The following is an 18709-nucleotide window of genomic DNA, read 5'->3' as shown; positions in this document are numbered from 1 at the left end:
CTTTGCCGCCGGGGGCAGCCCGAATGGCAGCAGCGCCCTTTCCCGCGTGCCCGCCCTTCGGCTTCTCCCGCCCAGGCAGGTGCATGCGGCGGCGCTTCGGCTGACACCCGACCAGCAGGCAGCGGTGGACGTTACCCAGGGCTCAGGACCAGTGCTGGTGCCGGGCGCCCCGGGAACGGGAAAGACCACCGTCCTCGTGGAGGCGGCGGTCCAGCGGGTCTTCCGTGACGGCGTTGACCCGGAACGGATGCTGATCCTTGCGCCCACGCGTCTTGCAGCGGATTTCCTGCGAGACCGCTTCACCGCCCGGCTGGATCGGAGCCTCAGCACTACTCCCGCCAGGACATGGGCCTCTTACGCCTTCGACCTGATCCGGCGGGCAAAGGCCCAGGGCGTAATCCCGCTCTCAAGGGCGCCGCGTCTGCTCTCCGGTCCGGAACAGGACCTCATCATCAAGGAACTCCTGGAGGGCCACCGGATTCCGGGGCTGGAACTGCCATGGCCAACCGATCTGGACGGCGCATTGGAGACACGCGGGTTCCGCCAGGAAGTACGGCAACTTTTTGACCGCATCATTGAATCGGGGCGCACAGCCGACGACCTCGCCCACATGGCGGATGAGTGCGGCCGGCCCGACTGGAAAGCCGCTGCCGCCCTGTACGCCGAATACCGCGACGTCCTTGACCTGCGCATGCCCGAGGCTTTCGATCCCGCCGGGATCATCACGGCCGCCAGGCAGATCTTCCAGGACGCACCGGAATTCCTGGCCGCTGAGCGGGCCCGGTTGCAGGTTGTCCTGGTGGACGACATCCAGGAAGCCAACCCCGCCATTTTCGAACTGCTGGCCGATGTCGCCGCGGGCAGGGACTGCTATGTGACGTCGTCTCCGGACACAGTGGTCCAGGGCTTCCGGGGAGCCCGGCCCGATTTGGTGGCTGAACTGCCCCGGCTTCTGTCGGCCCAAGCGTCCGTCATCGAGCGCCCGCTGTGGCACGCCCATGGCCTGGCTCCCGCGGTGGCAGGGGCGTGGTTGAACGTGGCAGGGCGAATTTCGCAGCGTGCCGGCGGGCAGTTGGCACGCCGCCTCGACCCGCCGACCTGGGACGCGCAGCCCGATGTCGCTGCGCAGCCCGACAGCCCTCTGCAGCCCGACAGCCCTCCGCAGCGGGCCGGTGCCCATGTGCCGGGGAAGGTGGAGGCCCACCTGGTCCCTACTCCTGTGCATGAGCTGCGGTACGTGGCACAGCGGATTCTGGACCAGCACATTAACCACAACCGCGATCTGGCGGATATCGCTGTCATCGTCCGCAATGGCGGCCAGGTCAGCGAGTTGCAGCGCTACCTGTCGGGGCAGGGTATCCCGGTAAGGGTTCCGGTGGCTGAGTCCGCGGTCCGGGATGAGGTGGCCGTGCGTCCGCTCCTTGACGCCTTCGCGATCGCCCTGGATCCGGGGCTGTTGACGCCGGAAGCCGCGGTGTCACTCCTTACCTCCCGCATCGGGGGTGCAACCTCCATTGAGCTGCGCAGGCTGCGGCAATCGCTGCGCCGCGAGGAGCTGCTGGGCGGCGGTGGCCGCGCCAGCGATGCCCTGCTCGTGGAGGCCCTGCTCGAACCCGGAGCCCTCGGTGCACTGGGAATCGAAGGCCGCGCCGCCCGGCGCACCGCACGAATGATTCAGGCGGGACGGGAGGCTGCCTCCCTGCCAGGTGCAAATGCGGAGTCTGTGTTGTGGGCACTGTGGGACTCCACGGGACTGTCTTCTGCATGGACGGCCATTGCCCTGTCGGGCGGACCCCACGGTGCACGTGCCGACCGCGACCTTGACGCCATGATGGCGCTCTTCCACACAGCGGAGCGCTACGTGGACCAGATGCCCGGGGCAGGCCCGGAACAGTTCCTGGAATACCTCCTGAACCAGGAGCTTCCCATGGACACCCTTGCCGCCCGTGCCCAGGTGGACGATGCCGTGGAGCTGATGACCCCGGCCAGCGCGGCAGGCCGGGAATGGCCTGTGGTACTCATTGCGGGGCTGCAGGAGGGAGTGTGGCCCAACACGCGGCTCCGCGGGGAACTGTTGGGCAGCACCCTGTACGCCGACGCCGTGGAGCACGGCGCTGCATATGCCCTTCAGCGCGATCCACTGAGCCGGTTGAGGGATATCCGCTATGACGAACTCCGCAGCTTCTCCACGGCGGTATCAAGGGCACGCGAGCTGTTGGTGTGTACGGCAGTATCGTCGGAGGACGACCAGCCCTCGTCCTTCCTGGACTTCGTTGCGCCGCTGGCTCCCGGACAGGAGAACAGGACGTTCACCCAGGTGGAACGTCCCATGACGCTGCGCGCCCTTGTCGCCGAACTGCGGCAACACGCCCAGCTCGATGGCAAGGACCTGGATGGCAAGGATTTGGTGCAGGCGGAAGAGGCCGCCAGGGTCCTGGCCCATCTCGCCGCGGTGGAACCGGCAGTCGCAGGCGCCCACCCGGCCTCGTGGTGGGGACTTGCACCCCTGACCTCCTCCGAGGCAGTTGTCCCGCCAGGGGGAACGGTGTCAGTGTCACCGTCGAAGGTCGAAACGGTTCACAAGTCCCCACTGGACTGGTTCGTCCAGGCAGCAGGTGGTGAACCTGCCACCGACTTTGCCCGCAGCTTGGGGACGCTGGTGCATGCCATCGCCCAGGACATGCCCGACGCTTCCGGATCCGAGTACGTCGCTGAACTTGTAAGGCGCTGGCCCGCCCTTGGCATGAAGGACAACTGGGAGGGACGGCTCGACTTCCAGCGCGCCGAGGCCATGGTGCGCAAGCTGGCGCAGTATGTGCTGTCCATGAGGAGTGAAGGCCGCAGCCTGCTGGGCGTGGAGCTGGACTTCGAAGTGGCACTTGGGGAGGTGGGCGTGGACGGGGGTCCGGCGCGGGAGGCTGTTCTCCGAGGCCAGGTGGACCGGCTGGAAATCGACGAAGAGGGCCGTTTGGTGGTGGTGGACCTCAAGACCGGCAAACGGCAGCCGGGAAAGGAGGAATTGTCCCGCCATCCTCAGCTCGGTGCATACCAGGCGGCGGTGTTGGCCGGTGGCTTTGACACCGGCCGGACTGCTCCCGGCCTTCCCGGCGGTGCAGTGCTGGCACAGCTTGGAACCGCTGCAAAGAGCCCCGCAATCCAACAACAGCAACCACTCGACCCGCAGGAGAACTGGGCCTTGGACATGGTCAGGGAGGCGGCCGCCGTCATGGGTGGCAGTGAATTCGTTGCGCGGCATGATCCCGCCAAGGGCGGCCACGGCGGCCACGGCTGCCGGCTCCCGGAGGTTTGCCCGCTGTGTGTACGCGGACGGCAGGTGACCGAATGAGTACTGCAGAGTCCACCATGACACCAGCACAGCCTGCACCGGCAGCACGCTTCAGCCCGGAAGAACTTTCCGTGCTGCTCGGCGAAAAGAACTCTCCCACGCCTGAGCAGTCCGCCATCATTTCTTCCCCCCTTGCGCCGAGGCTGGTTATTGCCGGTGCCGGATCGGGAAAGACTGCCACCATGGCGGACCGGGTGGTGTGGCTCGTGGCCAACGGGTGGGTTACTCCCGAAGAAGTCCTGGGTGTGACCTTCACCCGCAAGGCTGCCGGCGAACTTGCCAGCCGGATCCGGTCTAAGCTTCTGGGGCTCCAGCGGCTTGCCGCAAATGACACCTGGCACGATGTCTTCCCGGAGGGCCTGCTCGGCAGCGATGCGCTGGAGCCGAAAGTGTCCACCTACCACTCGTTCGCCAGCGGAATCGTCTCCGACTACGGGCTTCGGCTCGGCGTGGAACGCGACGTCGTCCTGCTTGGCGGAGCGCAGGCCTGGCAGCTTGCCAGCGAGGTCGTCGAGGCCTACGACGGCGAATACGAGCACTTCCGCGCGGCCAAATCCACGCTTGTCAAAGCCGTCATCCAGCTCGCCGGAGAGTGCGCGGAACACCTCCAGGAGCCGGAGGATGTCGAGGCCTGGCTGATGGCCCGGCTTGCGGAGTTTGAAGCCCTGCCCTATCTGGCCGACAAGAAGAAGAACCCGCCCAAGGCCGTCGCGGACCTCGCGGGCATGCTGCGGACCCGCGCAAGCGTTGCCGACATGGTTGGCCGGTACGCAGCAGCCAAACGTGCCCGCGGCGCCCTCGACTTCGGGGACCTGGTGGCCCTCGCCGCAAAGGTGGCCCAGGACGTTCCGCTGGCTGCGCAGATGGAGCGCCAACGGTACAAGGTGGTCCTTCTCGACGAGTTCCAGGACACGTCCCATGCGCAGCTCGTCCTCTTCTCCCGCCTCTTCGGGGATGGCCATGCCGTGACGGCGGTGGGCGACCCCAACCAGTCAATTTACGGCTTCCGTGGTGCTTCCGCAGGACAGCTGTTCCACTTTGTCCGTGAGTTCCCCGTCCGCACTGACGCACCCGGCAACGGCGCCCGCTGGGCGCCTGCCCCAACTTCCTACCTGACTACGGCCTGGCGCAACGGCCGGTCCATCCTTGCGGCCGCCAACGTCATGTCGCAGTCCCTTGGCCGCGCGTCTGCAGACAATGGGCCGGGCGGCGGCAGATCGTCCACTGCCAAGGTGCCGCCGCTGCAGCCAAGTCCGTACGCCGTGGAAGGCAGCGTTGTGCTGGGCCGGTTTGCCAGCGACGTCGACGAAGCCGCGGCGCTTGCGGACGACGTCCTTCGGTACCGCGTAACCGACTTCGAGCTGAAACCGGACGGTACCGCCGAACCGCCGGCCCTCGCGGTGCTGTGCCGGCGGCGGGCCCAAATGGAGCCAGTCCGGCGGCAGTTCGAAGCCCGGGGAGTTCCTTACGAAATCGTAGGCTTGGGAGGTCTTCTGGACACCCCGGAGATCGTCGACCTGGTCGCCACCTTGCGGGTCCTGGCCGATCCAGGCCGCTCTGACGCCCTCATGCGGCTGCTCGCAGGGGCCCGTTGGCGGATAGGCCCTGCCGATCTCATGGCGCTGCGGGACTGGTCCGGGCAGCTCGCCCGGAGCCGCGGGAGGGCGGCGCAGGGGTCCGAAGCCGGCAGCGACGACCTTGACACCGATGAAGCAGACGCGCCCGTCCTCGAGGGGGACCTCACGGACGGGGCCAGCCTGGTGGAAGCCCTGGACTTCCTGCCCCGCGAGGACTGGACCTCGACGAATGGCCGTACGCTCAGCGCTGGGGCGCGCAGCAGGTTGGCCCGGTTGTCCCTCGAGCTGCGGCAATTGCGCGCCTACTTGGGCGACGACCTCACTACGCTGCTGGGGGAGGTGGAAAGGGCCATGCTGCTGGACATCGAGGTGGCAGCGCGCCCCGGGATCAGCATCCACCAGGCCCGCCGAAACCTCGATGCCTTCCAGGATGCAGCCGCCGGGTTCCTCCGTACCTCCCAACGCGTGGACATCCTCGCGTTCCTGTCTTGGCTGGAGGCCGCCTCAGCGGAAGAAAACGGGTTAGAGGCGCCTGCCAGCGACGTCAACAGGGAAGCCGTACAGCTGTTGACCGTCCATGCATCCAAAGGCCTGGAATGGGATGTTGTATTCGTCCCGGGAATGAACGCCGGGGCATTTCCAAGCGACAGGGATTCCCGCTGGAGCAGCGGCGCACTTGCGCTGCCTTGGCCCCTGCGCGGAGACCGGTCAGACCTGCCGCAGTGGGACCTGGACCAGCCTGATCAAAAAGGCTGGCTGGATGCCGAGAAGGATTACAAAGCAGCCGTTCAGGCTCACGGCGAGTCAGAGGAACGGCGTCTGGCGTATGTCGCGTACACCAGGGCCAAGCATGTGCTGTGGGTGTCCAGCGCCGGTTGGGTTGGTTCCCGGGCCGGGCGCGCGGAGATGTCGCCGTTCCTCGCCGAGCTCGAAACCCTGACGCAAGCGGCCGAGGGCGGGATGCCTCCGCAGGCCCTGGTGCACCCGTTATCGCTGGACGAGGCCGCGCTCCCGGACCAGAGCCCGTTGACACTGGAATCAGAAGAAGCAGTCTGGCCTTACGACCCCCTCGAAGGACCTGTGGACCCGCGGGACGGCCAGCGGTTGCGCCTGGCGCGGGGGCGCCGGACGGCGATGGAAGCAGCCGCCCGGAGGGTGCTTGCGTTCCTTGAGGCCGGCGGCCGGCCGGGCCCGTTGGAGCGGGCGGGCCATTCGGCCAGTTCCGGGAAGGGGAGCGGCGCCCTGCCCGGGCGCCAGCCGGGCCTCACCGGGCCAGCGGCAGGCTGGGCGCGGGAGGCTGCCCTGCTGCTGGAGCGCAGGGCAAGAAGGTCCGGCGGACAGGATGTGCACCTGCCCACCCACATCTCCGCTTCCACCCTGGTGGACCTGGGAGACGACCCCCAGGCGGTGTTGGGGCGGCTTCGTCGTCCCGTTCCGCGCGAGCCAGGCATGTCGGCGCGGAAGGGAACCGCGTTCCATGCCTGGGTAGAGGAGTATTTCGGAACGGCGGGGATGTTGGACCTTGGAGAGGCGCCCGGCTCGGACGACCACATTGATGCGGCCTACGACCTCGACGAGATGGTGGCGACCTTCAAGGCTTCCCCCTGGGCTGACAGGTCACCGGCCTTCGTCGAGGTCCCGGTGGAGACCAGGGTGGGGGAGGTTGTGGTGCGTGGACGCGTGGATGCAGTGTTCCAGGACGCCGATGGCCGCTGGGACCTGGTCGACTGGAAGACAGGCCGCCGGCCGTCGGCTGCCCAGCTGAAGACCCGCTCCATCCAACTGGCTGTGTACCGGCTGGCGTGGGCGCGCCTCCAAAATGTTCCGCTGGAGGAGGTTCGGGCAGCATTCTTCTATGTCGCGGACAACGCCGTGGTACGCCCGCATGACCTGGGCACGGCAGCAGAGCTGGAAAACATCGTTGCGGCAGCACTGAGCCGCCAGTAGGCCGGACAGGGCTCCGCCGGCCCCGGGCAGACTCTCTTCCCGATTCAGCCCTGCTTCGCGTTGATCACCGAAAGGGCGGCTGTGGACGTGTCGTCCGGACCCTTGGTCCCGCCATCCGGATCCTGGCCGCCAGTGCCGGCATGCGGCCGCTCCGCCGGGATGGGTGTTACGTGCACTGCGGGGTGTGCCTTAGCTGAATGCTTGGCCTGGTTCGCCTCTGGCTGGGCGCCGACGGCGGGTTCTGCCTGTATGGCGGGTTCGGCCGGGACAGGGATGACCGTGACCGCGGGAGTGACTGCAGAACTGCCGCTTCCAGTGGAAGGGGCAGCACTGGCAGTTCCGGGCGGGGCAGCGGCCGCCGTTCCATCGTTCCCGGAACCACTGGTGGCCGGAAGTGGTTCCACGCTGATGGGCCGGCCCCCGTATTCGGCGATGTCGTCCGCCAGGCTCTGGAGCATTCCTTCGGCCTCGCTGACCATCTCCTGGTCTCCGGCGGCCAGCCCCTTCACCAGGTACTGCGCCAAGGCGAACTCGGCAGACAGCGCGGCCCGGCGCAGCAGGTGCTGATCCGGGACGTCGCGCCGGCTGGACGTGTAGGAGGCCAGGACGGCGTCAATGAAATCCTGTTCATTGGACGCTACCAGCCAGGCAAAGTCGTCGGCAGGGTCGCCGATGCGCAGGTCTGTCCAACCGGTTACCGCGGTCACCCGGCCCGATTCCACCAGCAGGTTGTCCTCGTGCAGGTCGCCGTGGACCACGCAGGGGTTGAACCGCCAAAGGGAAACGTCCTCCATGGCGTGTTCCCAGCGGCGCAGCAGGGCCGCCGGGATCTTCCCGGTAGTTGCTGCCTGGTCCAGTTCGTTCAGGCGCCGCTGGCGGAACTCGTTGGGGGTGTAGCTGGGCAGGTCGGCATTGCTGACCAGTGACCGGGGCAGGTCGTGGATCGCAGCCAAGGCGGAACCGAGCTCGCGGGCCAGGCTGGCCGGCCCGGAGGTCAGCTCTTCGACGCTGCGGGTGCTTCCGGACAGGTGTGAGTAGACAAAGGTGGTCAGCGTTCCCAGGCGGACACTGCCGGCCACCGTCGGCATGAGGAACGGCAATTCCGCGCGAACGCCCGGAGCGAAGGCCCGCAGCACCAGGAACTCCGTTTCCAGCCGGGCACTGGCCTCGGCATGGCGGGGCGACCGGACACGCCAGCGTTTGCCTTCGGAATCGAGGAGCAGGGCCGAGTCGAAGTCCGCGGGGTCGTCCGGCGCGGAGCTAACGGCCGTCGGGGTCAGTCCGGGGACTGCCGCGGTTGCGACAGCCGCCAGTTCAATCGGTTTTCTTCTCACCGTTCCACGGTAGATTGCCTGCCGTCCCGAAGAGCGGTCCGGTTGCGGCGAGTCTTCAGATAGCTGCAAATACGGCTGCGGGCCCCAGACGGACCGGATCGGGAAAATGTGAAATGTCGGCGGCAGTCAGTACGGTGGAACCATGAGTTATGCCGAGTCCGTAGCATCCGTAAACCATGCTGTACCGGCACGGCTGCCGGCAAACCATCTGGTGGACACCCTCCTCCCGGTAAGGCCCGCCCTGGTGGACCGAGGATCTGCAGTGCGCGGGAGGCCCGGCATGATCGATGAACTCCTGGCAGACCCGGATGCCGTGGCCGCGGTCCTCTCCGGACGGCGGGGGCTGGTGCAGGGAAGCACTATGGTCCTCAGCGGGGCCAAGGACCTCCTGGCCGGGCTGGAGGAAGCAGGATGCGCGCCGGAACTCGTCGTGTACCTGGGATCGGCTTTGCCGGCGGCGGACCTTCCGGCCGGAACCGAGCTGCTGCTTTTCGTCCTGCCGGAAGCCCCGGAGCCAGGTACAGCAGGGATTCCCGCGGACGCGGTCTGGGCCGGGTTCCGCGAGGCCGCAGCAGGCCTGACCGCCACTTCGACTGCCCTGTTCGTGGAGTCCAGCGCCATCGCCAACTGGCACGCAGCCCACACGCACTGCCCGCGCTGCGGTGCGCCCACACGGGTGGAATCCGGCGGCTGGGTGCGGCGGTGCCCTTCGGACAAGTCCGAACACTTCCCGCGCACTGACCCGGCCATTATTGTCACCGTGGTCGGCCCGGATGACCGGCTCCTCCTCGGGGGCGGGGGTCCCGTGGACGCGAAAAACTACTCCACCCTGGCCGGATTCGTCGAGCCCGGCGAGTCGCTCGAAGAAGCGGTCGTCCGCGAGATCCAGGAGGAGGTGGGAGTCCGCGTCACAGCATGCCAGTACCTGGGCTCCCAGTCATGGCCGTTCCCGGCCTCCCTTATGCTTGGATTCACCGCCGTCACCGAAGACACCCAGGCAACGCCCGATGGCGTCGAGGTCACCAGGGCCCGCTGGTTCAGCCGTACGGAACTCCAGGCAGCGGTGCTCAGCGGGGAGATCACCATCTCCAGCAGGCTCTCCATCGCCCGTTCACTGATTGAGCACTGGTATGGCGGCCGCATCCAGGACCTGGCCGGCGCCTAGGTTATTCCATCCACAAGACTCCAGCATGCGGTAGTCGGGAAACAAAGCAGCAGAAGTGACTACAGAGAATTTTGACGGAGCAGGCTCCCTTGAGGACCGGATCCTCGGGGGGCTGGACGCAGAACAGCGCGAGGTGGCCAGCACACTGAACGGCCCCCTGTGCGTGCTGGCGGGCGCCGGAACCGGGAAGACCCGTGCCATTACCCACCGCATCGCCTACGGCGTGCACTCGGGGGTCTACACCCCGCAACGACTGTTGGCGGTGACATTTACTGCCCGCGCTGCGGCTGAGATGCGCAGCCGGCTGCGGGACCTCGGGGCGGGAAACGTGCAGGCCCGGACCTTCCACGCCGCCGCCCTTCGCCAGCTGCAGTTCTTCTGGCCGCAGGCTGTGGGCGGAACGTTGCCCAACCTCCTTGACCACAAAGCGCAGCTGCTTGCAGAGGCTGCCCGGCGGCTTCGGCTCAGCACCGACCGGGCGTCCATCCGCGACCTTGCCTCGGAGATTGAGTGGGCCAAGGTGTCCATGCTGACCCCCGCCAACTACCTCGAGAACGCCCAGGGGAGGGGAGCGCCCGGCGGGTTCGACCTCACTGCGGTTGCCCGCGTCTTCCAGTCCTACGAGGACGTCAAGACGGACCGCAACGTGATCGACTTTGAGGACGTCCTGCTGATCACTGTGGGGATCCTGCAGGAGGACGAGAAGGTGGCTGCCACCGTCCGTGAGCAGTACCGGCATTTCGTAGTGGACGAATACCAGGACGTGTCCCCGCTGCAGCAACGGCTCCTGGAGCTTTGGCTGGGCGGACGCGACGAACTCTGCGTGGTGGGTGACGCCAGCCAGACCATCTACTCCTTCACTGGTGCGTCACCCAGGCACCTCCTGGACTTCAAGGCCCGCTACCCCCAGGCGAACGTCGTCAAGCTCATCAGGGATTACCGTTCCACCCCGCAGGTGGTGAAGCTCGCCAATGACCTGCTGGCCGCCCGCCGCAGCGGCGGACCCCTGGCGGATGCAGCCTGGGCGGCGCCCCTGCAGCTCGTTGCGCAGCGCCCCGCCGGGCCAGCGCCCCAGTTCACCGAGTGCACTGATGACGAAGCCGAAGCCGCCACCGTGGCACAGAAGATCAAGGCACTGCTCGACGCCGGCACCCCCGCCAGCGAGATAGCAATCCTTTTCCGCACCAACGGCCAGTCCGAGGCCTACGAGCAGGCCTTGGCGGCGGCGGGCATCGGCTACCAGCTGCGCGGCGGCGAACGCTTCTTTGCCCGCAAGGAGGTCCGGGACGCCATCCTCCAGCTGCGCGCGGCCACCAGGGCTGTCTCGGAGGCTGATACGCCGGAACCGCTCGGCCAACTGGTCCGGGATATTGTCTCCTCACTCGGCTATACCGATTCCGCTCCGCACAGTGGCGGTGCCCTGCGCGAACGCTGGGAGTCCCTCGCGGCGCTGGTGGCCCTCGCCGACGAGCTCGCGCAGAACCGTGGCCCGCAGTTCGGCCTCGTCGATTTCGTCAATGAACTGCAGGAGCGTTCCCTCGCCCAGCACGCCCCCACGGTGCAGGGCGTGACGCTTGCATCCCTCCATGCCGCCAAGGGCCTGGAATGGGACGCCGTCTTCCTTGTGGGGCTCAGCGAAGGACTGATGCCCATCTCGTTCGCCGATTCGCCTGAATCGGTGGATGAGGAACGACGCCTGCTCTACGTCGGCGTCACCCGTGCCCGCGAACACCTGTCGCTCTCGTGGAGTACCGCGCGGACTCCCGGAGGCCGCGCCAACCGCAAGCCGTCCCGGTTCCTGGACGGGTTGCGGCCTGACTCGGTCGCCAGCTCAAGCGCACGCGGAAAGGCACCAGCTCCGCGCCGAAAGGCAGCCGCGCCTGCGGTGTGCCGGGTCTGCGGCAGCATGCTGGCCACCGGTGCCGAACGCAAGGTGGGCCGCTGCAATGCGTGCCCGCCCACCTACGAGGAACAAACCTTCGATGCGCTACGGAATTGGCGCCGTGAAGTGGCCCAGACCGCCGACGTGCCCGCGTTCGTGGTCTTCACCGACGCCACTCTCACTGCCATTGCCGAGGCCAGGCCGGCGTCGCTGGAAGAGCTTGCGGCCCTGGCCGGCGTCGGGCCGTCCAAACTTGAGAGGTACGGCGAGGACGTCCTCCGGGTCCTTACGGAAAGTTCCGTGCTGTGAGGCCGGGCACCGGTCCCCGGAGGGTTGCCGGGGGCCTGACCACGCCCGACGGTTCTCCCGTGGAAGTGCGGCGTTCGGCCCGGCGCACCCGGACAGTTGCGGCGTTCTGGGAAGACGGGACGGCGGTCGTTGCCATTCCGGCCCGGTTCACTGCTGCCCAGGAGCGGGAGTGGGTCCACCGCATGCTGGCCAAGCTGCACCGACAGGGGGAGCGGAAGGCTGCAGCCGGGCGGCGCCGTCCTGCCACCGATGAGGCCCTGGCGGCCCACGCCGCGCAGTTGTCCGCAAAGTACCTTGGGGGCCGGTCAACTCCTGCGTCTGTCCGGTGGGTCAGCAACCAGAACTCCCGGTGGGGTTCCGCTACCCCGGCCGAAGGGACCATCCGCCTCTCGGACAAGCTGCGGCCCATGCCGCAGTGGGTCATCGACTACGTCCTTCTGCACGAACTGGCCCACCTCCTGGTGGCGTCCCACAATGCGGCCTTCTGGAAGCTGCTGGAAGCTTATCCGGAAACCCATCGGGCCAAAGCGTTCCTTGAGGGGGTCTCGTTCGCCACGTCCCGGGGACTCCACAACGGAGATGCGACGGCCAGCCCGGCGGGCACGGGGGAGTTGCCAGGCGACTGGCCGGGAGACATCGACTAGCCCGGGTCCACCCCGGATGAACACCCGCCTTGAGCACTTCGGCGGCCCAGGAAGACCGGGCCGCCGAAAAAGTGTCAGCCTTTGGGCTGGTCCGTTCCGCCGTCGTCGTGCGTGCCGCCGGTTTCGCCCTGGCCGCCGGCGTCCCCGTCGTCGTCCAGGGGCATGGTGTCGAAGCCGCCGCTGAGCAGCTTCTGGAGTGCGTCATCCACCTCGGTGTCGCTCGCCTCCGCAAGCTTCCGGCGTGAGCTGAAGCCTTTCGGATCGTCCAGGTCCTCGGCAGTGGGCAGCAGGTCGGGGTGGTGCCAGATCGCGTCGCGGCCTTCGATGCCGCGTTCTTCCTTCAGCGTGGCCCACAGGGTGGCTGCGTCGCGGAGCCGGCGCGGCCGCAGTTCCAGACCCACCAGGGACGCGAACGCGTGCTCTGCCGGTCCTCCGGTGGCCCGGCGGCGCCGCACCGTTTCGCGCAACGCTCCGGCAGAGGGCAGAACCTTCTCCGTCGCAGCCGCGGTGAGCTCGTCCACCCAGCCCTCAACCAGGGCCAGGGCAGTCTCGAGCTTCTCCAGCGCCTGTTCCTGGGCGGGGGTGCGCTGCGGCATGAAGACGCCCTGTGACAGGGCCTCCTGGATGCCTTCCGGGTTGCTGGGATCCAGGTCCCGGGCCAGTTCCTCGATGCGTGAAGTGTCGATGTGGATGCCGCGGGCGTAGGCCTCAATGGCGCCCAACAGGTGTCCCCGCAGCCAGGGGACCTGGACGAAGAGCCGGGAGTGGGCGGCTTCGCGCACGGCGAGGAACAGCCGGATGTCGTTCTCGGGCAGGGACAGGCCCTCGCCGAAGGCGGCAACGTTCGCGGGCAGCAGTGCCATCTCAAGGTCAACGAGCGGGACACCGATATCGGTGGAGCTCACCACGTCTTTGGACAGCGCCCCAATGGCCTGCCCCAGCTGCATGCCGAAGATGGCACCGCCCATGTTCTGCAGCATGGAGGAGGCCCCGCCCATCATGGACTTCATTTCCTCGGGCATCTGCTCCGTCATGGCGGCCGACAGGGCGTTGGCGATGCTGTTGGCCACGGGTTCGGTCAGGCGCTTCCAGGTGCCAAGGGTGGCCTCCACCCACTCTGCGCGGGACCAGGCCTTGCCGATCAGGCCGGTGGCGGGCAGGTCGGTAACCGGGTCCAGCCACAGTTCGGCGAGGCGGAGCGCCTCGTCAACATCGCGGGACTGCTGGGCCGTGACCGATGGGTCGGAACTGCCGGCGGCCACGCGCCGGGCATTGTCGTGGGCAAGGGTCCAGTTGACGGGGCCCTCGGAGGGTGCGCTCATCATCGCCTGCACCTGCGAGAACATCTGGGCCAACAGGTTGGGGTCATCGGGCAGGCCAGCGGCCTTGGCGAGTTCGCTGGGGTCGAAGTTCTCCATCCCCTTGCCGCCCATCAGGTTCTGCAGCATTTCGGCCAACGGATCCTTGGGATTGTCGTCGCCGTTGGACGGATTAAGTGGGTTGGAAGTCATGGTCCCGCCGATCGATGGTGTGACTGTTGATCAACCTTCACGGTACCCCGGTGGGGGTCGGCTGTCTGCCGTCCGCCGCCGTCGTTCGCTCTAGGCAAAGCGTCCCGGCGCGCCCCTACCGCGTACTGTTGGTGGGGTGACTACAACCCGTGGCGGCCATTCCTCAGAGGACCACGTTCCCGACGTTTCCCCGTTCTCCAGCCCCGCGCCCTTGGGCGCCGGCGGTCCGCCCGAAAGGCCGGGTGGAAGCACCGCAGCGCCGGCCGCGGATGGCAGCGCAGGCACGGACGACGCCGGCCGCCCCCGGAAGCGGCTCTCCACCATGATGGTTGCAGGGCTGGCGGCGCTGGGGCTGGGAATTGCCGTAGCCACAGTTCCCGTGCCCTACGTCATCGAGTCACCCGGGCCCACCTACAACACGCTGGGGCAGAGCCAGGGACACCCGGTCATCAATGTCAGCGGCCACGAAACCTATCCCGCTGCGGGGAGCCTGGACCTCACCACCGTGTACGTCGATGGCGGTCCCACCGGTTCCGTCAGTATCCTCAACGCTTTCTCTGCATGGCTGGACAGCTCCAAGGCCGTCTACCCGGTGGAACTGATTTACCCGACGGGGACCACCAAGGAAGAGGCCCAGGAACAGAGCGCCGTTGCCATGGCCACGTCCCAGGAGAACGCCGTGGCGTCCGCGCTCAACGAACTGAAGATCCCTTTCGGCCAGCAGCTCCAGGCCGCAGGCCTGTCGAAGGGGTCGGCATCCGAAGGGAAAATCCAGCAAGGGGACATCCTCAAGACCATCAACGGCAAGGACATCACGGCGCTGTCTGTGGTGCAGGATGAACTCGCCGCCGGTAAGGGCGCTCCTGTCGCAGTCACGGTGGAGCGGGCAGGTCAGCCCGTCACCGTGGAGGTTACGCCGAAGGATAACGGCCAGGGACGTTACATCCTGGGCGTCATGCTCAAGTACCTGTTCACTTTCCCCTTCCAGGTGCAGATCTCACTGGACAAGGTGGGCGGCCCCAGTGCGGGGCTGATGTTCTCGCTTGGCATCATCGATACGGTGACGCCGGGGGACCTCACGGGCGGAAAGCACATCGCCGGTACAGGCACCATCTCACCGGACGGTTCCGTGGGTCCGATCGGCGGCATCGACCAAAAGATGCGGGGGGCGCGCTCGTCCGGCGCGACCCTTTTCCTGGCACCGGCCGGCAACTGCGATGAGGTAGCCGGCCACATTCCCGCCGGCCTTCAGGTGGTCAGGGTGGAGACCCTTTCGGAGGCCCGCCACGCCGTGGAGGTGGCCGGAAGTGGGCAGGACACATCGGCACTCCCGGCCTGCACCAGCAAATAGACTGGGCGCAACTAGACTCACAGGAACTAAGCTCTACCGCCACTCGTGGCACAGATGACGGACGAAACCAGCCGTTGGACCGGTACCGTACGTCGCTCGCACGCTTCGATTTTCGACGACCAGCTATGAGGTACCCAGTTTGTCCCGTCCCGCCAGCACCACGTCCACAGGCAGGCCCCCATCGCGTCGGGGCGCCCTGACGCCCACCCTGATCGTTGTCGCCCTGGTGGTGGTGGGCTTCATCTTCTTCGCAAATGTGTGGACCGACGTCCTCTGGTACCAGCAGCTGGGCTTTATCCAGGTCTTCGTCACCGAGAACCTCGCCAAGATCACAACATTCGCCGCCGGCTTCGCCATCATGTTCGCGGCGGTCTTCTTCTCCATCCGGATTGCCTACAACGCCAGGCCGGTCTACGCTCCGGACTCCGAGGTCCGGGACAACCTCAACCGGTATCAGGCACAGCTGGAGCCGGTCCGCCGGATCGTCATGGTGGGCCTGCCCGTCCTGTTTGGGTTGTTCGCGGGCAGCGCTGCCGCCAGCCAGTGGCAGAAGGTCCTGCTTTTCTTCAACCAGGTTGGCTTCGGACAAACCGATCCGCAGTTCAACATGGACATCAGTTTCTACCTGATGACCCTGCCGTTCCTGGGCTTCGTGACCGGCTTCCTCATCAGCGTGGTGGTGATCGCGGGCATCGCAGGCATCCTCACGCATTACCTGTATGGCAGCATCCGGCTCATGGAGCGGGGTGTCTTCACCAGCCGCGCCGCGCAGATCCACATCGCGGTCACAGGCGCGGCCTTCCTGGTGCTGCTGGGCATCAACTTCTGGCTGGACCGCTACTCGTCGGTTCAGAGCAACGGCGGCCGGTGGGCCGGCGCACTTTACACGGACGTCAACGCCGTGATTCCCACCAAGGCGATCCTCGCCGTGGCTGCCGTACTGGTGGCCATCCTGTTCATCGTGGCCGCCGTGATCGGCCGGTGGCGCCTGCCGGTGATCGGCACCGCCATGCTGATCATCACCTCCATCCTGGCCGGCGGTGTCTATCCATGGGTTATCCAGCAGTTCCAGGTCCGTCCCTCCGAGCAGACCCTGGAACGGGACTACATCCAGCGCAACATCGACAACACCCGCAAGGCCTACGGCCTGGACGGCGTCCAGGAAACCCGCTACGACGCAACCAACACGGCGAACACCGGCGCGCTGGCGCCCGACGCCCAGACCACGGCCAACATTCGGCTCCTGGACCCCAACCTGATCTCCGACGCCTTCGCGCAGCTGGAACAGTACCGTCCGTACTACCAGTTCCCCAAGGCCCTCAATGTGGACCGCTACGAGGTGGACGGCAAGGTCCAGGACACCGTGATCGCCGTGCGCGAACTCAACCCCACCAACGTGGCAACCAACCAGCAGGGCTGGCTGAACCAGCATGTGGTTTACACACACGGCTACGGCGTCGTCGCGGCCAAGGGCAACAAGTTCACCGTGGACGGAAAGCCGGATTTCCTGCAGTCAGGCATCCCGTCCACAGGCGTCCTGGGGAACGACACCACCTACGAGCCACGGATCTACTTTGGTGAATCCTCGCCCGAATACTCGATCGTCGGTGCACCCGATGGCGCCACCCCGCGTGAGCAGGACCGGCCCTCCGGCAAGGAAGGAGAGGGCGAGACGCAGTACACCTTCAAGGGGAACGGCGGCCCGAACGTCGGCTCCTTCTTCAACAAGATCCTCTACGCCATCAAGTTCCAGTCCTCCGACCTGCTGCTTTCGGACGGCGTGAACCAGGACTCCCAGATCCTGTATGACCGCAGTCCCCGCGAGCGTGTCCAGAAGGTGGCTCCCTACCTCACCGTTGACGGCGGCGCCTACCCGGCGTTGGTGGATGGCCGGGTCAAATGGATCGTGGACGGCTACACCACCAGCCAGTACTACCCGTACTCGCAGCAGAAGTCGCTGTCCGATGCCACCGCCGATTCGCAGACCAGTTCCGGCCGCGCCGTGGCACTCCCCAACAGCACCGTGAACTACATCCGGAACTCGGTCAAAGCCACCGTGGACGCCTATGACGGCTCGGTCACCCTTTACGCCTGGGACGACACGGACCCGGTACTGAAGGCCTGGCAGAAGGTCTTCCCGTCCTCCCTGAAGCCGTACTCGGAGATGTCCGGTGCGGTCATGAGCCACGTCCGCTACCCGGAGGACCTGTTCAAGGTCCAGCGCGAACTGCTGGGGCAGTACCACGTGACGGACCCCATCAGCTTCTACAAGAACAACGACGCGTGGAGCACCCCTGCCGATCCCACGGTGGACACGGACGTGAAGCAGCCGCCGTTCTACATGTCGCTGCAGATGCCGGACCAGGAGAAGCCGGCCTTCCAGCTGACGTCCTCCTTCATCCCGCAGATTGTGAACGGAAACGCACGCAACGTCCTCTACGGCTTCCTCGCAGCGGATTCGGATGCCGGCAACCAGGCGGGGGTGAAGGCCGACGGGTACGGCAAGCTGCGGCTGCTGCAGATCCCCCCGGAGACCCAGGTGCCCGGGCCCGGGCAGGCGCAGAACAAGTTCAACTCGGACCCCACCGTGTCGCAGGCGCTTAACCTGCTGCGGCAGGGCGCTTCAGACGTGCTCAACGGCAACCTGCTGACCCTTCCCGTCGGCGGCGGAATCCTCTACGTCCAGCCGGTCTACCTCAAGTCGACGGGTGAGACGTCATATCCCACGCTGCAGCGAGTGCTGGTGGCCTTCGGCGACAAGGTGGGCTTCGCGCCTACCCTCGATGCCGCACTCAAGCAACTGTTTGGCGGTGACTCCGGCGCGGCCGCGGGCGACTCCGCCAACAACGGACAGACTCCGGCCGGCCCTCCCGCGCCTGCCACACCTGCGGAAGCGGATGCCAAGGCCCAGCTGAAGGCGGCCCTGGACGAGGCAAACGCGGCCATCCAGTCAGGGCAGACGGCGCTGGCGGCCGGGGACTTCGCTGCTTATGGCGATGCGCAGAAGAAAGTTGCTGCAGCTCTGAAGAAGGCGATGGATGCTGAGGCGAAGCTGCCGGCAACTGCTCCCGCTGCGTCCCCGGCGCCCGCTGCGTCGGCCTCGCCGTCGCCAAGCCCGTCATCGTCGGCAGGGCAGTAGTACGACGACGGCGGCCCGGCATCCGAACCCTTCGGGGAGCGGGTGCCGGGCAGGGTAACGGACGTCACGCCGCCCCGATTTGGCCTCCGGTTCACCTCCCGGTAAAGTAGTTCTTGCGACGCGGGGTGGAGCAGTTCGGTAGCTCGCTGGGCTCATAACCCAGAGGTCACAGGTTCAAATCCTGTCCCCGCAACTGAGGAAGGCCCGGATATTGGAAACAATGTCCGGGCCTTTTGTTTTCCCCGCCGTCCGCCGTGGCGGCGGCCAGCACCATCCTCGAACTCCGGCGGCCGGTGCGGCGGGAGTGGTCGGGGTGCCGGTAAAAGTAGGGTAGTGTTGTTCGAGCGACGCGGGGTGGAGCAGTTCGGTAGCTCGCTGGGCTCATAACCCAGAGGTCACAGGTTCAAATCCTGTCCCCGCAACTTATGAAGGCCCCAACCGGCAGTTATGCCGGTTGGGGCCTTTCCTTTCCGTGGATGGGTCCAGTTCCTAGTATTCTCTTTC

Annotated in this window: 9 protein-coding genes and 2 tRNA genes; 9 read left to right on the top strand and 2 right to left on the bottom strand. The window is 66.7% G+C overall.

The genetic code is table 11. The annotated features are described in order from the left end of the window. The first annotated feature begins 46 nt into the window (after window positions 1-46). Window positions 47-3346 (top strand): ATP-dependent DNA helicase, encoded by a 3300-nt coding sequence (locus AB0313_RS07265; protein WP_366304611.1) that lies wholly within the window; start codon window positions 47-49, stop codon window positions 3344-3346. After that, a complete protein-coding gene (locus tag AB0313_RS07260; RefSeq protein WP_366304540.1) occupies window positions 3343-6870 on the top strand; it encodes an ATP-dependent DNA helicase in 3528 nt (1175 codons plus the stop codon). Before AB0313_RS07265 ends, AB0313_RS07260 begins: the two co-directional genes overlap by 4 nt. Before the next feature lie 44 nt (window positions 6871-6914). Here the strand turns inward: AB0313_RS07260 and AB0313_RS07255 are convergent, their stop codons facing one another. Further along, window positions 6915-8204, bottom strand: a complete 1290-nt coding sequence (locus AB0313_RS07255; RefSeq protein ID WP_141942325.1) for a macrolide 2'-phosphotransferase — start codon at window positions 8202-8204, stop codon at window positions 6915-6917. Between the two features lie 142 nt (window positions 8205-8346). On the opposite strand from AB0313_RS07255, the gene nudC reads away from it, so the two are divergent. From nudC to AB0313_RS07240, 3 genes are read left to right on the top strand one after another with little or no spacing between them, the layout of a single operon-like run. Then, window positions 8347-9369, top strand: a complete 1023-nt coding sequence (gene nudC, locus AB0313_RS07250; RefSeq protein ID WP_141942323.1) for an NAD(+) diphosphatase — start codon at window positions 8347-8349, stop codon at window positions 9367-9369. Between the two features lie 55 nt (window positions 9370-9424). Next, window positions 9425-11560, top strand: coding sequence for an ATP-dependent DNA helicase UvrD2 (locus AB0313_RS07245; protein ID WP_366304538.1), 2136 nt, complete (start codon window positions 9425-9427; stop codon window positions 11558-11560). Next, complete coding sequence (locus tag AB0313_RS07240; protein ID WP_366304536.1) at window positions 11557-12204, top strand: YgjP-like metallopeptidase domain-containing protein; 648 nt, start codon at window positions 11557-11559, stop codon at window positions 12202-12204. The genes AB0313_RS07245 and AB0313_RS07240 overlap by 4 nt, the downstream gene beginning before the upstream one ends. A 74-nt stretch (window positions 12205-12278) precedes the next feature. Here AB0313_RS07240 and AB0313_RS07235 read toward each other — a convergent pair whose 3' ends face one another. Continuing rightward, window positions 12279-13715, bottom strand: a complete 1437-nt coding sequence (locus AB0313_RS07235) for a zinc-dependent metalloprotease (protein ID WP_141942319.1) — start codon at window positions 13713-13715, stop codon at window positions 12279-12281. A gap of 322 nt (window positions 13716-14037) precedes the next feature. On the opposite strand from AB0313_RS07235, the gene AB0313_RS07230 reads away from it, so the two are divergent. From AB0313_RS07230 to AB0313_RS07215, 4 genes are all read left to right on the top strand, one after another. Continuing rightward, window positions 14038-15066 carry a S16 family serine protease gene (locus AB0313_RS07230; RefSeq protein ID WP_141946439.1) on the top strand — a complete coding sequence of 343 codons (1029 nt, stop codon included), beginning with the start codon at window positions 14038-14040 and terminating at the stop codon, window positions 15064-15066. 139 nt (window positions 15067-15205) lie between these two features. Then, a complete protein-coding gene (locus AB0313_RS07225; RefSeq protein WP_141942317.1) occupies window positions 15206-18205 on the top strand; it encodes a UPF0182 family protein in 3000 nt (999 codons plus the stop codon). Window positions 18206-18324: 119 nt separating this feature from the next. Then, window positions 18325-18398, top strand: a tRNA-Met gene (locus tag AB0313_RS07220). A gap of 155 nt (window positions 18399-18553) precedes the next feature. Then, a tRNA-Met gene (locus tag AB0313_RS07215) sits at window positions 18554-18627 on the top strand. Window positions 18628-18709: the final 82 nt, after the last annotated feature.

The sequence above is a fragment of the Pseudarthrobacter sp. NPDC080039 genome (assembly GCF_040702335.1).
Lineage (GTDB): Bacteria > Actinomycetota > Actinomycetes > Actinomycetales > Micrococcaceae > Arthrobacter > Arthrobacter enclensis_A.
This window is presented reverse-complemented; position numbering and strand designations above follow the sequence as displayed.